General features: G+C 68.0%; 11 protein-coding genes. 3 read left to right on the forward strand and 8 right to left on the reverse strand.

What is annotated here, in order from left to right:
- Positions 1-22 precede the first annotated feature (22 nt).
- The 8 genes from NXI30_23800 to pstC form a co-directional block, all read right to left on the reverse strand.
- A complete protein-coding gene (locus NXI30_23800; GenBank protein ID MCR9097253.1) occupies positions 23-1,450 on the reverse strand; it encodes a 2-oxo acid dehydrogenase subunit E2 in 1,428 nt (475 codons plus the stop codon).
- 73 nt (positions 1,451-1,523) lie between these two features.
- Positions 1,524-4,211, reverse strand: a complete 2,688-nt coding sequence (aceE, locus tag NXI30_23805; GenBank protein ID MCR9097254.1) for a pyruvate dehydrogenase (acetyl-transferring), homodimeric type — start codon at positions 4,209-4,211, stop codon at positions 1,524-1,526.
- 342 nt (positions 4,212-4,553) lie between these two features.
- A complete protein-coding gene (locus NXI30_23810; GenBank protein ID MCR9097255.1) occupies positions 4,554-5,264 on the reverse strand; it encodes a Bax inhibitor-1 family protein in 711 nt (236 codons plus the stop codon).
- Between the two features lie 269 nt (positions 5,265-5,533).
- Positions 5,534-5,890, reverse strand: a complete 357-nt coding sequence (locus tag NXI30_23815; protein MCR9097256.1) for an HPF/RaiA family ribosome-associated protein — start codon at positions 5,888-5,890, stop codon at positions 5,534-5,536.
- Between the two features lies 1 nt (position 5,891).
- Positions 5,892-7,046 (reverse strand): GNAT family N-acetyltransferase, encoded by a 1,155-nt coding sequence (locus NXI30_23820; protein ID MCR9097257.1) that lies wholly within the window; start codon positions 7,044-7,046, stop codon positions 5,892-5,894.
- 119 nt (positions 7,047-7,165) lie between these two features.
- Positions 7,166-7,912, reverse strand: a complete 747-nt coding sequence (pstB, locus tag NXI30_23825) for a phosphate ABC transporter ATP-binding protein PstB (protein ID MCR9097258.1) — start codon at positions 7,910-7,912, stop codon at positions 7,166-7,168.
- Between the two features lie 14 nt (positions 7,913-7,926).
- Positions 7,927-9,222: a phosphate ABC transporter permease PstA gene (gene pstA, locus NXI30_23830; GenBank protein MCR9097259.1), complete on the reverse strand. Its 1,296-nt coding sequence runs from the start codon at positions 9,220-9,222 to the stop codon at positions 7,927-7,929.
- Entirely contained in the window at positions 9,215-10,606 is a 1,392-nt protein-coding gene (gene pstC, locus NXI30_23835; GenBank protein MCR9097260.1) for a phosphate ABC transporter permease subunit PstC, read from the reverse strand. The genes pstA and pstC overlap by 8 nt, the downstream gene beginning before the upstream one ends.
- Positions 10,607-11,034: 428 nt before the next feature.
- On the opposite strand from pstC, the gene phoU reads away from it, so the two are divergent.
- The 3 genes from phoU (at position 11,035) to NXI30_23850 (ending at position 13,851) form a co-directional block, all read left to right on the forward strand.
- Complete coding sequence (gene phoU / locus NXI30_23840; protein MCR9097261.1) at positions 11,035-11,712, forward strand: phosphate signaling complex protein PhoU; 678 nt, start codon at positions 11,035-11,037, stop codon at positions 11,710-11,712.
- Positions 11,713-11,794: 82 nt separating this feature from the next.
- The gene (locus tag NXI30_23845) at positions 11,795-12,475 is read left to right on the forward strand and encodes a response regulator transcription factor (protein MCR9097262.1); all 681 of its coding nucleotides are present in this window, start codon (positions 11,795-11,797) and stop codon (positions 12,473-12,475) included.
- Positions 12,472-13,851 (forward strand): ATP-binding protein, encoded by a 1,380-nt coding sequence (locus NXI30_23850; GenBank protein ID MCR9097263.1) that lies wholly within the window; start codon positions 12,472-12,474, stop codon positions 13,849-13,851. The genes NXI30_23845 and NXI30_23850 overlap by 4 nt, the downstream gene beginning before the upstream one ends.
- Positions 13,852-13,858 lie beyond the last annotated feature (7 nt).

Below are 13,858 nucleotides of genomic sequence, written 5' to 3' on the forward strand. Positions count from 1 at the left end.
GGCCGCCCGGGCGAACCGGCCGCTAGAGGAGCAGCGAGATCGGATCGGCCAGGACCCGCGCGAGCCGTGAGGTGAAACGGACGGCGTCCGCGCCATCGATGACCCGGTGGTCGTAGGAGAGCGAGAAGGGGAGTGTGATCCGAGGCACGAACCGGCCGGCGCCCTCGCCCATCGGCGACGCTCCGTCGTCCATCGGGTCGAGCGGCGAAGGTCCTTCCCAGACCGGCGTGATCCGGGTCTTGGACAAGCCGAGGATCGCCACCTCCGGCGCGTTCACGATCGGCGAGAAATGGCCCCCGCCGATCCCACCGAGACTCGAGATCGTGAAGCAGGCTCCCGACAGGTCGTCCGGTGTGAGCTTGCGCGCCCGCGCCCGCTCGGCGGCGTCGGCGACTTCTTCCGCGAGATCGAACACGCCCTTGCGATCCACGTCGCGGATCACCGGGACGACGAGTCCCTGATCCGTATCGACGGCGACCCCGAGGTGGTAGTAGTCCTTCACGATCAGCTGATCGCCCTCGGGCGAGAGCGACGATCGGAACTTCGGGAAGTCGCGGAGCACGACGACCACGGCCTTCATCACGAGCACGAGTGGCGAGAGACGCAGCCCTCGCTCCGCGGCCTGCTCCTTGCGTTCGGCACGGAATCGTTCGAGCTCGGTGATGTCGGCCTCGTCGTTCTGGGTCACGTGCGGCACGTTCAGCCAGCTGCGATGAAGCCCGGGCCCCGCGACCTTCTGGACGCGTGTGAGCGGCGTCTCGTGCGTCGGTCCGAAGCGCGAGAAGTCCACGGAAGGGACGGGCGGGATGCCCGCGCCGGCGGGGGGCGTCTGCGCCTCACCGTCCTTCGCGAAGCGCTCGCGCACCCGCTCCCGGAGATCGTCGACGAGGATCCTTCCGGCGGGCCCGGAGCCCGCCGTCGACTCGATCGGCACCCCCAGCTCTCGCGCGTAGCGCCGCACGAGCGGACTCGCGTGCGGCACGCCGGCCCGGTCCGGAACGGGACGGGACGCGGCCGCGGACATCTCGCGCCGGCCCGGCGCAGCGCTGGCTGAGGCCGCCCCGGTCTCCGGCTGAGGCGGCTCCGCGGAGGCTTCCACCGACTCGGGCGCCGCGGCGGCTTCGGCCGAAGATCCGGGCTCGGGCTCCGCCGGAGGCGATTCGGGCTCCTCGGCGTCCGACGCCTCCCCGCTGGCCTCGGTCGCCGCGGCGACGCCCTCGAGGACGACCAGCACACTGCCCTCGGAGACGCGATCGCCTTCGGCCACGCGGATCTCGGCGACGACGCCGCCGGCCGTGGACGGGATCTCCATCGTCGCCTTGTCGCTCTCGATGCTGACGAGCGGGTCATCGAACTCGACGGCATCCCCCTTGGCGACCAGGATCTCGACGACCTCGACGTCCTCGAAGTCCCCGATGTCGGGCACGCAGATTTCGATGCGCTCGGCCACGTGGATGTACTCCCCGCCCTCTGGCGGATGGGTTTGGCGGATGGGATGGGCGACAGGGTCGAATCGGTCGCGCCTAGCGGTGGCGCGGCGCGCTCGCCTCCGTCTCCAGTCCGTACTTGCGGATCGCGCGACTCACGTGGTCGCGATCGACGACGCCCTCGTCCGCCAGCGATGCCAGGGCGGCCACGCAGACGTCGTTCCGATATACCTCGAAGAATTGCCGGAGCTTCTCTCGGCCATCGCTGCGTCCCCAGCCGTCGGTCCCGAGCGTCCTGTAGCTGCGACCGTGGGGGAGGAACGCACGAATCTGCTCGGAGTAGAGCCGCTGGTAGTCCGTCGCCGCGACGATGGGGCCGCTCGAGTTCGTGAGCTGTCGCTCGACGAAGCTCATCTTCGGCTCGTCGCCCGGATGCAGGGTGTTCCAGCGTTCGACGTCCTGCCCGTCCCGGGCGAGCTCGTTGAAGCTCGTGACGCTCCAGACGTCGGCGCTCACGCCGTGGTCCTTCTCGAGCATCTCCGCCGCCGCGAGGACCTCGCGCAGGATCGTCCCCGAGCCGAGCAGCTGGACCCTCGGTCCGCCGCCCTGCCCCTCACGAAAGCGGTACATCCCCTTGAGGATCCCGCTCTCGACCCCCTCCGGCATCTCCGGCTGCGGGTACTTCTCGTTCATCACGGTCAAGTAGTAGTAGATGGCCTCGCCGTCCTGAACCATCCGACGGAGGCCGTCCTGCACGATCACCGCCAGCTCGTAGGCGAAGGTCGGGTCGTAGGAGAGACAGCTCGGAACGGTATTCGCGAGCAGGTGACTGTGGCCGTCCTGGTGCTGCAGTCCTTCCCCGGCCAGCGTCGTCCGTCCGGCGGTCCCCCCGAGCAGGAAGCCCCGGCACTGCATGTCGCCGGCGGCCCACGCGAGATCGCCGATCCGCTGGAAGCCGAACATCGAGTAGAAGATGTAGAACGGGATCATCTGCACGCCGTGGTTGGCGTAGCTGCTGCCCGCCGCGATGAACGAAGCCATCGCGCCGGCCTCGTTGATCCCCTCCTGGAGGATCTGGCCGTCCGTCTCTTCGCGGTAGTAGGCGACCTGGTCCGAGTCGACCGGATCGTAGAGCTGGCCGACCGAGGAGTAGATCCCGAGCCGACGGAACATGCCCTCCATCCCGAACGTTCGGCTCTCGTCCGGCACGATCGGGACGACGTGCTTGCCCATCGCCTTGTCCCGGGTCAGGACCTGCAGAATACGCACCGCCGCCATCGTCGACGACATCTCGCGGTCCCCGGTCCCCTTGAGGAGCGCGTCGAACGCATCGAGACCGGGCACCTCGAGCTTCGGCGCGTCGGTGCTCCGCGTCGGTAGATAGCCACCGAGCGCGCGCCGGCGCTCGTGCATGTACCGCATCTCCGGGCTGTCGGGATCGGGCGTGTAGAACGGCGCCTTCCCGATCTCGTCGTCGGAAATCGGGATGTTGAACCGATCTCGGAAGGCGCGGAGCGACGACTCGGCCATGTCGTGCATCTGGTGCGTGACGTTCTGGCCTTCGCCGGCCTCCCCCGTCCCGTAGCCCTTCACCGTCTTCGCCAGGATGACGGTCGGCTGCCCCTCGTGCGAAACGGCTTCGGCGTAGGCGGCGTAGACCTTGTGCGGGTCGTGGCCGCCCCGATTGAGGCGCCAGATGTCGTCGTCGGACATCGTCGCGACCATGTCCGCCAGCTCCGGATACTTGCCGAAGAAGTGTTCGCGGGTGTAGGCCCCGCCGCGCACCTGATAGGCCTGGTACTCCCCGTCGACGGCCTCTTCCATCCGCTTCCGGAGGATGCCGGAGGAGTCCTTGGCGATCAGGGGATCCCAACGACTGCCCCAGATCACCTTGATCACGTTCCAGCCGTTGCCACGAAAATTCGCTTCGAGCTCCTGGATGATCTTGCCGTTGCCCCGGACCGGGCCGTCGAGACGCTGGAGATTGCAGTTCACGACGAAGACGAGGTTGTCGAGCTTCTCCCGCCCGGCGAGCGAGATCGCCCCCAGGCTCTCGGGCTCGTCGGTCTCGCCGTCTCCGAGAAACGCCCAGACCTTCCGCCCGGACGTGTCGACGATCCCCCGGTCGTGCAGGTAGCGCATGAAGCGGGCCTGGTAGATCGCCATCAGCGGCCCGAGGCCCATCGAGACCGTGGGGAACTGCCAGAAGTCGGGCATCAGCCGCGGATGCGGGTACGACGAGAGGCCACCGGGCTCCACCTCCTGACGGAAGTTGTGGAGCTGCTCCTCGGTCAGCCGGCCTTCGAGGAAGGCGCGAGCGTAGATCCCGGGCGCGGAGTGGCCCTGGATGTAGAGCAGGTCGCCGCCGTGCTCTTCGTTCGGCGCGTGGAAGAAGTGATTGAAGCCGACGTCGTAGAGCGTCGCGGCGGAGGCGAACGAGGAGATGTGGCCTCCGAGCGCGGGATCGACCCGGTTCGCCTGGACGACCATCGCCATCGCGTTCCAGCGAATGAAGGACCGGATCCGTTCCTCGAGCCTGGAATCACCGGGACTCGTCTTCTGGAGCGCGTCGGAGATCGTGTTGATGTACGCCGTCGTCGCGCGATACGGAAGGTGCGCGCCCTTTCGACGCGCCCGTCGAACGAGGCGCCCGATCAGGAAGTGCGCGCGCTCGATTCCCTCGCGCTCGAAGACGCCGTCGAGGGCTTCGAGCCACTCGAGCGTCTCCTGCGGATCGGCATCTCCCAGGGCGATGTCCTTGGGATTGGACTCGGGATCCGACATGCGAGGGCCTCCGGGGTGCTGGGCGCGACCGTGGCGACCGAGACGCGTCGGATCCTGCTCGATCCGAATCGCCCGCCACCAGCCAGAGGGGTCGTTGGATGGTCGGCCACCCCCGGCCCCTTGGCAACCGATCGCCTGCCCTGCGGACTGTATCGGCGCGCACGGCCCCGGCAAAGATAGGGAAAACCGTGCACGGCGAGACGCACCACGATCGGGCCGATCGGGAAGCGATACGAACCCGATTCACTTCGGGGCGATTGCTCCCCGAGCGACCCCTCGCGCGCCGGGACGGGCCGATTCGACACCCGACGCACGCAAGGCAGTTCGCCCCGCGCGGCGCCGCTAGTCGTCCGACGCGAGGAAGAGCCGCAGCACGTACCAGAAGAGGACGGCCACCGACGCGAAGAGCGAGAGCGACGCCGCCACGTAGCGGTCTTCCGGATAGTGGTGGAGCACGTTCGACGTGTCGTAGAGGATCGCCGCTCCGGCGAGTCCGATCATCGCGACGGAGAACCACGTCCCCAGGTGGAAGCCGAAGAGCAGCGCCGCGATGATCGCGACGATCGCCAGGATGAAGCCGAAGCGAACGAAGCTCGCCAGGAAGCTGAAGTCCTTGCGGGTCGTGAAGACGACGGCGGTCAGCCCGGCGAACCCGAGCAGCGTGACGATCGCGGCGCTCGAGATCACGCCCGGCGCGACGGCGTTCGCCAGGTAGAGCAACGGCACGAAGATGAAGGCTTCTGCGACGACATAGGCCGTGAGGGCCATGTACTGCGACGAGAGGGATTCACTTCGCATCGCCACGTTCTGCGCGAGCCAACCCACCAGCATGAAGCCGCCGAGGACCGTCAGCCAGCCGCCGGGCAGTCCCATCATCGTCTCGGCGATCGTGCCGGCGAGCCCGGAGCCGAAGAGCAGCAGCTCGACGCCGACGAACGCGACGATCGCGCCCATCAGGTGGTTGTAGGTCTTCGTGATGAAGTCGGCGCGCGCGTCGACGCCCATCTGCCCGATCGGGGCGCTCGTCTGGCCGAAGTCCTGCGGTGCACTCATGACTCGTCACTCCTCGATGCGACCCGGCCACGCGCAGGCGCGGGATCCGGGACTCGCGGATCGGAAACCTCGACACCCGCGATCGCGCCTCGCGGCGGGTGCCGCGGGCGAATCGGGGCCTCGCATTCAGCTCGGCGGGAGGAGCCGGGCGCTTGAGGACGGGACCGGGGACGACCTCGCGGTTGCTCGTTCGCTGCGATTTCGTTCTACGCCGGCCGAAACCGCCCCGCAGGCGAGCCGCCCTCGCCCGCTCCTACTCGCCTACTCACCTATTCCCCTACGGCCACGTCTTCTTCTTCGCTCTCCACCGGCATCGGACGCGCAGCGCCGCGGTGGTCGCGACGCTTGGCCCGCATCGAGCGGACCTCGCGTTCGAAGACGTCCACGGCCCGGGAAAGGGCCAGCTCGGGCTCGTCGTCCCGTTCGTGGGCGATCAGCTCGCGCCCCTTCGCCTGGCAGCGGATCTTCGCTTCCGCCGCGCCGTGCTGATGGTGATTGCTGCCCTCTACGTGGACGACCACGTGGATCAGGTCCTTCTGGCCTTCACCCAGCTTCCGGATCCGGGCTTCGGCGGCCTCTCGTCTTCGGGCATCGAGATCGGTCACGACGTGCCATTGGATATCCATGTCAGGGGGCTCCTTCCTTCGTTGCGATCGCCTCCGAATGGAGGTCGATCTCGTAGTTCCGGTAGGTCTTCTCGATCACCGCCCCCATCTTCTCGAGCGCACCGCGCATGCGGTGGTTGTTCTCGAGGATGAGTGAGGCTTCGCCGTGGCGATAGCCCTTGGCGAGGGCGACCTCGAAGGTCTTTGCGTAGAGCGCCGCTCCGAGCGGCAGCGACTGGAACTCCTGGGCGACGCCGAGCATGAAGATGCGGACGCGATTCATCAGCTTCTTCTTGCGCAGCACGTGGATCCAGCCAAAGGGGAGCACGCGCCCGTTCATCTTCTTCACCACCTGGTTGAAGTCCGGCAGGGTGACCGAGATCGCGGCGACCCGGTCGCCGATCTCGGCGATGAAGCAGAGATCCGGGTCGATGAGCTGCTTGAGCCCCCCGGCGATGAAATCGAACTCGCGATCCGAGACGCGCACGTGGGCCCAGTTCTGCTCCCAGGCGTCGCGATAGATCCCGCGCACCTTCTCGACGTCCTCGTCCCAGCGCGAGAAGTCGAGGGATCGAATCCGGATCTCGGGATTACGTGAGAGCACGCGCTTCGAGACCTTCATCATCTTCTGCATGCCGGGCATGTCCGCCTCGCAGCGGTAGGCATACCAGTCCATCGCCTTGCGGAGACCGATCGCTTCGTAGATCCGGGGGTACCACTCGGCGTTCCAGGGATTCGCGACCATCGGCGAGTGTTCGAAGCCGTCCACGACCAGCCCGAACTCGTGGTTCGTATTGAAGTTGAAGGGCCCGATCAGCCGCTCCATCCCCTGGTCGATCAGCCACTCGCGCGCAGCGCCGAGGAGGGCTCGAGCGACCTCTTCGTCGTCGACGAACTCGAAGAAGCCGAAGAAGGCGGTGCCCTTCTCGTGCTCCTGATAGCCCCCGTCGATGCACGGCGCGATCGTGCCGACGTCCCGCCCGTCCTTGCGAGCGATGAAGTAGGCGGCGCGGGCGTTCTCGAAGTAGGGGTTGTGCGCAGGGTCGAAGAAGCGCTTCCGCTCGAAGTAGAGCGGCGGAACCCAGCAGGGTTCGTTCTCGTAGATGGTGAACCAGGTCCGGACGAAGCGTTCGGTCTCTCGCGGGAGCGAGACCTCCACCACTTCGACTGAACCCATTCACACCTCCGAGGCGCGGATCGCGGCGCGACCCCTCTCGAAGACTGTAGAGCAGGCGGCTTCGGCACGCCGCGCGACGCGGAAACCGGACTGTGTCGCGGCGCATCAGGCGCTTCGGGTCAACCGAAGCGTCCGGTGATATAGTCTTGCGTCCGCTGCTCGGCCGGATTCGTGAAGATCTTCTCGGTGTCGCCCTCTTCGATCAGCACGCCGAGGTGGAAGAACGCCGTTCGCTGGGACACGCGCGCGGCCTGCTGCATCGAGTGGGTGACGATCACGATCGTGAACTGCTCGCGCAGCTCGTCGATCAGCTCCTCGACGCGCGCGGTCGCGATCGGGTCGAGGGCCGAACACGGCTCGTCCATCAGGATCACTTCCGGGCTGACGGCGATCGCACGGGCGATGCAGAGTCGCTGCTGCTGACCCCCGGAGAGACTCGTCCCCGGCTCCTCGAGGCGGTTCTCGACTTCTTCGAGGAGTCCCGCCTTCGAGAGACTCTGGCGGACGAGATCGTCGAGCTCGGTCTTGGTCTGTGCGACGCCGTGGATGCGCGGCCCGTAGGCCACGTTCTCGTAGATCGATTTCGGAAACGGATTCGGCTTCTGGAACACCATGCCGACCCGCGCCCGGAGCTTCACCACGTCGAGGTCCGGGTCGTAGATGTCCTCGCCGTCGAGGGTCACCGCCCCGTCGACGCGGCATCCCGGTACCACGTCGTTCATCCGGTTCAGACAGCGGAGATAGGTCGACTTCCCACAGCCGGACGGACCGATCAAGGCCGTCACCTCGTTCGCGCCGATCTCGAGGCTCACGCTCTGGAGCGCCTGCTTGTCCCCGTAGAAGACGTCGAGGTCCCGCGTCTCCATCTTCGTCTTCACGCTCAGTACCTCGTCTCGAATCGGCTGCGAACCCAGACTGCTGCGGCGTTCATGGTGACCAGGAAGCCCAGCAGCACCACGATACCGAGGGAGGTGCGGGCGACGAAAGCCCGCTCGGGCGCGTCGTTCCAGAGGAAGATCTGGACGGGCAGGACGGTCGACGGGTCGGAGGGCCCGCTCGGCAGGTCGGCGATGAAGGCGACCATCCCGATCATCAGGAGCGGCGCCGTCTCTCCGAGAGCGCGGGCCATGCCGATGATGGTCCCGGTCAGGATGCCCGGGAGGGCCTGGGGCAGCACGTGGTGGAGAACGGCCTGGGTCGGGCTGGCCCCGACGCCGAGGGCGGCCTCTCTAATCGAAGGGGGAACGGCGAGGAGCGCGGCGCGGCCCGCGATGATGATCGTCGGGAGGGTCATCAGCGCGAGGACGATTCCGCCCACGATCGGCGCACCTCGCGGCATGCCGAACACGTTCAGGAAGACGGCGAGTCCGAGGAGACCGAAGATGATCGAGGGCACCGCGGCGAGGTTGTTGATGTTGACCTCGACGACGTCGGTGAAGCGATTGCGGGGCGCGAACTCTTCCAGGTAGACGGCCGCCGCGACGCCCACCGGGAAGCTCAGCAGCAGCGTCACGAGGAGCGTGAGGAGCGATCCTCGGATCGCACCCTGCATGCCCGCGAGTTCGGGCTCGCGGCTGTCACCCGACGTCAGGAAGCCCGTATTCCATTCGTGGCTCACGCGACCGTCGGCCACCAGGGCATCGACCCACTCGATCTGGCGATCGCTCAGCTTGCGATCGGATTCCGGGACGTCCCGCCGGATATCACCCTTCAGGAAGAGGTCGACGTCGTCGGACATCGGCAGCACGAACGAAGCCGTCTTCCCGACGAGCCCCGGATCCGCGGCCACCGCGTCCCGCAGCTGGTACTCCGCCCCGTCGCTCATCAGGGCGTTCAGCTGCCGCCGCGTCTTCCGTCCGGAGACGTCCGGGAATCGCGCTCGCAGCGCGTTGCGCAGGGGCCGACTGTAGCTGCCGGCCGCGAGGCTCTCGGGCGAGCCGTCCCCACGCGGATCGACGGTCGATGCGTCGAGCTCCACATCGAGGCGGACGTAGGTCTGCGTGAGCGCGTTCGAGGACTGGTAGGTGATCGAGACGAGCAGAGCCAGGAGCGCGATCAGGGCGAAGCCGATCGCCCCGACGCCGCAGGCCTGGAAGATCCGTTCCGACCGGTAGCGCCGCCGGATCCGGGCCTGGACGGCCCGCGCGCGTTCGTCGTTGGGTGCCGGGCTACTCATATTCCTCCCGGAACTGACGAACGACGCGGAGCGCGACGAGGTTCAGCGCGAGCGTCACGAAGAAGAGTGTGAGGCCCAGGGCGAACGCGGCGAGGGTCTTCGCCGAGTCGAACTCCTGGTCCCCGGTCAGGAGCGTGACGATCTGCACCGTCACCGTGGTCACCGCCGCGAAGGGATTCGCGGTCATGTTCGCCGCGAGACCCGCGGCCATCACCACGATCATCGTCTCGCCGATCGCGCGGGATACCGCCAGGAGGAACGCCCCCACGATCCCGGGCAGCGCCGCCGGGACCATCACCCTGCGAATCGTCTCGGACTCCGTCGCCCCCATCGCGAGGGAGCCTTCGCGCAGCGACCGCGGGACGGCGTTCAGTGCGTCGTCCGAGAGCGAGGACACGAAGGGAATGATCATCACGCCCATCGTGACGCCAGCCGCGAGGGCGCTCTCCGACGCGACCTCGAGCCCCAGCGCATCACCGAGGGCGCGCACCTGCGGGCCGAGGGTCAGGGCCGCGAAGCTCCCCCAGACGACGGTGGGAATCCCCGCGATCACCTCGAGCAGGGGCTTGATCCACGCACGCGCGGACTCGGTCGCGTAGAAGGCGAGATGGATCGCTGCCATCAGGCCGATCGGACCGGCGATCGCCATGGCGATCGCGGTGATCAGGAGCGTGCCGGCGAAGACCGGCACCGCGCCGAAGGCGCCGGAGGACCCGACCTGGTCCGCGCGAAGCGCGGTCTGCGGGCTCCACTCGGTGCTGAAGAAGAACTCGAGGGGACTCACGAGCTGGAAGAAGCGGAGCGCCTCGAAGAAGAGGGAGACGACGATGCCGACGGTGGTGAGGATCGCGACGATCGAGCAGAGCAGGAGGAAGAAGTGGAGCGCCCGCTCGACGTGGTTCCGGGCTCGGAGCGCGACGGTGATCCGCTGCCGCGCGAAGAGGAGACCGCCGGCCGCCGCGACGGCGAATGCGCCGAACAGCGCCAGGTCGAGGGTCCCCTCGATCCGGGCGAGGGCCTGGGCCCCATGGACGTGGACCGGGCTCGCGTCGTCCCCTTCCAGGGTCGCCAGGCCCGATCGCAGCTCGACCAGGACCTGGTCCGCCGTCCGGGCGCCCTCGAGGAGTCCGCTCGCCTCGACCTGCGCGCCGACATAACCGTCGACGAGCACCCCCCCGCACAGAGCCCACAGGAGCAGGACGGCGAATGGCGGCAGGGCGGCCCAGAGCAGGACGAACTGGCCGTAGTGACCGGGAAGCGAATGAAGCTCGATCCGGCCGCCCCCTTCGGACGCCCCACCCGCGAGCGCGAGCGCGCGGGACCGCCCGAGACTCCAGCCGACCAGGGCGAGAACGGGCAGCACGAGCCAGAGCAGACCGGTCACGCCGCTGCCCCCTGCGCTCCCGTTTCGAGCCCGATCTGCGCGAATCCGACGCGGCGCGAAACAGCTTTCCGGTCGGCTCGGTCGCTTGCCACCGGTCCCCCTGTACGTCCCCGCATGCGGTCTTCGGCCGCGCTCTCCTCGTCGTGAGGCGTGCAACCCGGATGGGCGCATCTCGCGCCCTGACTGGGGGATTGGTCGGGCGGATTTTGCCGGATGGTGCGCGGACCGCCTTACCCGAAGTGTGACAGGAATGTGACGTTTCGGTTACGGCGGCGCGATCGGTGTTAGCCTTCGTCGAACCGGAACCAGTGCAACCCCCTGGATCCAGAGGGTTCTCGCTCTTGCCATGGCGTCGCCACGGAATCGTCACACCCGCGGGCTATCCACGATGTGCCGGACGCGAGCGTCGCATCCGGAGGAGACCTCCAATGTCCAGTGCAGTCACGATCAAGACGGGCCGCGAGGTCGACAACCTCCGCCGGCTCGCACTCCGCATGGGTGGACTCGCCGAGGGCATCCTCGACAAGAGCCTCCGCGCGGTCTGGAACCGGGACGGCACCCTCGCCGACCAGGTCGCGGGGGACGATCTCGAGATCGATCGGATCGACGTCGAGATCGACGCCGCGGTCCTGAGCGTCCTCGCCTTGCGGGCCCCGGTGGCCTCCGACCTGCGGCAGACACTCGCGATCAAGACCATGGCGACGGACCTCGAGCGGATCGGGGACCTCGCGCGCAACATCGCGAGCTCCGCTCGCCGCCTCTCCGAGCGGCAGCCGATCAGCCCGCCGACCCTGCTCCGCGAGCTCGCCGACGACAGCCGGCGTTCGCTGAGCCGTGCACTCCAGGCCTTCGCGGACCTCGACGGCGACCTCGCACGAACGGTGCTCGGAGAAGACGACGACATCGACGCGATCGAGGGCCGCGTGATCCGCGAATCGATCGAGCGGATCCAGGCGCAACCCGGTGCATCCCGACAGGAGATCGACCTGATCTTCATCGCCAAGAACCTCGAGCGCGTGGCGGACCATGCGACCAACATCGCCGAAGAGGTCATCCTCGCGGCGGAGTCGGTCAACCTGAAGCACGCGGAGAAGCTGGCGCCCTAGCCTCGCGATCCGGCCGCATAGCCTAACGATCCAGCCTCGCGACCCGCGCGAGCGCGGATCGAACGGAGAGAACCCCCTACCCATGTCGCAGCGCATTCTCGTCGTCGACGACGAGCCCGACATCCTCGAGCTCACGCGATTCGCCCTCAGCCAGGACGGCTTCGATGTCGACACCGCCGCCACCGGAGACGAAGCCCTCGAGCAGCTCCGCCGGCGCCGACCCGATCTCGTCGTCCTCGACCTGATGCTCCCGGACCGACCCGGTACGGAAGTCTGCCGATCGATGCGCGGAACACCGGAGCTCGCCGACGTTCCCGTGATCATGCTGACGGCGCGCTCGGACGAAGTCGACCGGATCGTGGGCTTCGAGCTGGGCGCCGACGACTACGTCACCAAGCCCTTCTCGCCGCGCGAGCTCTGCCTGCGCGTGAAGGCGATCCTCCGCCGCGGCCGCCCCAGCGACGCGATCCCGGAACAGCTCAGCCTCCACGACCTGACCCTCGACGTCGAACGCCACCTCTGTACCTGGAAGGGCGAGGAAGTCGCGCTGACGGCCAAGGAGTTCCTGCTCCTGACGGCGCTCATGCGCCGCCCCGGTCGCGTCCTGACCCGGGAAAGGCTCCTCGAGGAGGTCTGGGGAGAAGGCATCGCCGTGACCCATCGGACGGTCGACACCCACATGAAGCGCCTGCGAGAGAAGCTCGGCACCGCCGGAGACCTGATCGACACCGTGCGCGGGGTCGGCTACCGCTTCCAGGAGTGAAGCGACTCTACTGGAAGATCTTCGCCCTCGCGGCGAGCGTCTCGACCTGTCTCGCGCTGGCGGCGGTCGCGATCGCACCGCCCGGCGCCTTCGCCGGCGTCGCCTTCCTGAAGCTCGCGGGACTGGGCCTCGCCGGCAGTCTCCTCGTCTCTTGGCTCGTCGGACGGATGAGTCTCGACCCGCTCGATCAGGTCCGTGCGCTCGCCGCCGGGCTCGCGACCGGGCGGCGCGACCAACGCCTGCTCTGGTCCTACGGCGACGAACGGGACGAGACCGCGATCTCCCTCAACCGGACCGCCGACCGCCTCGTGCGGGAGATCGACGAAGCCCACCGCGAGGCCCAGCAGCTCCAGGCCGTGCTCTCGGCCATGGTGGAGGGCGTGCTCGTGCTCGACGTGCAGGATCGGATCGTGCTCGTGAATCCGGGCTTTCGCGAGCTCTTCCGAACCTGGGGGCCGGTTCGCGACCGGACCCTGATCGAGGTGATCCGACAGCCGGAGGTCCACGACCTGCTGGCGGATGCGAAGACCACGCGGGATGCGGTGATCCGCGATCTGCCGCTCCGCGGCGCCGGGGATCGAACGATCCTGGCCCATGCGATCCGCTTCCCCGCCGAGGGCCCCCCGGCCGGAACCCTCGCCGTCTTCCAGGACGTGACCGAGGTCCGTCGGGTCGACAAGGTCCGTCGCGACTTCATCGCCAATGCGAGTCACGAGCTCCGCACACCCCTCACGTCGATCCAGGGCTTCGCCGAGACTCTGGCCTCCGGCGGACTCGGTCCGGAAGACGCGGATCGCTGTCTCGAGACGATCCTCCGCAACGTCGGCCGCATGCGCGACCTGATCGACGACCTGATGGAGCTCTCGCGGATCGAGAACCAAGCGAGCGTCGCCGAGCTGACGCGCGTCGACGTCGTGCGCCTCACGCGCGAACTCCTGGTCGATCTCGGCAAGCGGCTTTCGAGCGCCGAGCTCGAGGCCGAGCTCGTCACGCGAAGCGCCCCGGACGCCTGGTGCGATCGGAGCGCGCTCGAACACGTGCTCGAGAACCTGCTGACCAACGCCATTCGCTACACGGACGCAGGCGGCCGGATCCGGATCCTGATCGAACCGAAGGCCGAGCTCCTCGAGGTGACCGTCGAGGACACCGGAATCGGCATCCCCGAGAAGAGCCTGGGCCGGATCTTCGAGCGCTTCTATCGCGTCGACGCTTCGCGTACCCGCGCGGTCGGTTCGACCGGCCTCGGCCTCGCGATCGTGCGCCACCTGGTCCAGGCCATGGGCGGTACGATTCGCGTCGAGAGCGAGCTCGGCGTCGGCTCGCGATTCATCTTCACCATCCCCCGCGCCCGGGAAGACGCAGAGACCGGCGCCTGATCGACGC

This window comes from bacterium (assembly GCA_024742285.1).
Lineage (GTDB): Bacteria > Myxococcota_A > UBA9160 > UBA9160 > UBA4427 > UBA4427.

What these genes read in the sequence shown, in the direction of transcription:
- pstB (MCR9097258.1), bottom strand. Translation starts at nt 7,912, where the DNA reads ATGGAGACGCGGGACCTCGACGTCTTCTACGGGGACAAGCAGGCGCTC.
- aceE (MCR9097254.1), bottom strand. Translation starts at nt 4,211, where the DNA reads ATGTCGGATCCCGAGTCCAATCCCAAGGACATCGCCCTGGGAGATGCC.
- phoU (MCR9097261.1), top strand. Translation starts at nt 11,035, where the DNA reads ATGTCCAGTGCAGTCACGATCAAGACGGGCCGCGAGGTCGACAACCTC.
- NXI30_23815 (MCR9097256.1), bottom strand. Translation starts at nt 5,890, where the DNA reads ATGGATATCCAATGGCACGTCGTGACCGATCTCGATGCCCGAAGACGA.
- NXI30_23810 (MCR9097255.1), bottom strand. Translation starts at nt 5,264, where the DNA reads ATGAGTGCACCGCAGGACTTCGGCCAGACGAGCGCCCCGATCGGGCAG.
- pstA (MCR9097259.1), bottom strand. Translation starts at nt 9,222, where the DNA reads ATGAGTAGCCCGGCACCCAACGACGAACGCGCGCGGGCCGTCCAGGCC.
- NXI30_23845 (MCR9097262.1), top strand. Translation starts at nt 11,795, where the DNA reads ATGTCGCAGCGCATTCTCGTCGTCGACGACGAGCCCGACATCCTCGAG.
- NXI30_23820 (MCR9097257.1), bottom strand. Translation starts at nt 7,046, where the DNA reads ATGGGTTCAGTCGAAGTGGTGGAGGTCTCGCTCCCGCGAGAGACCGAA.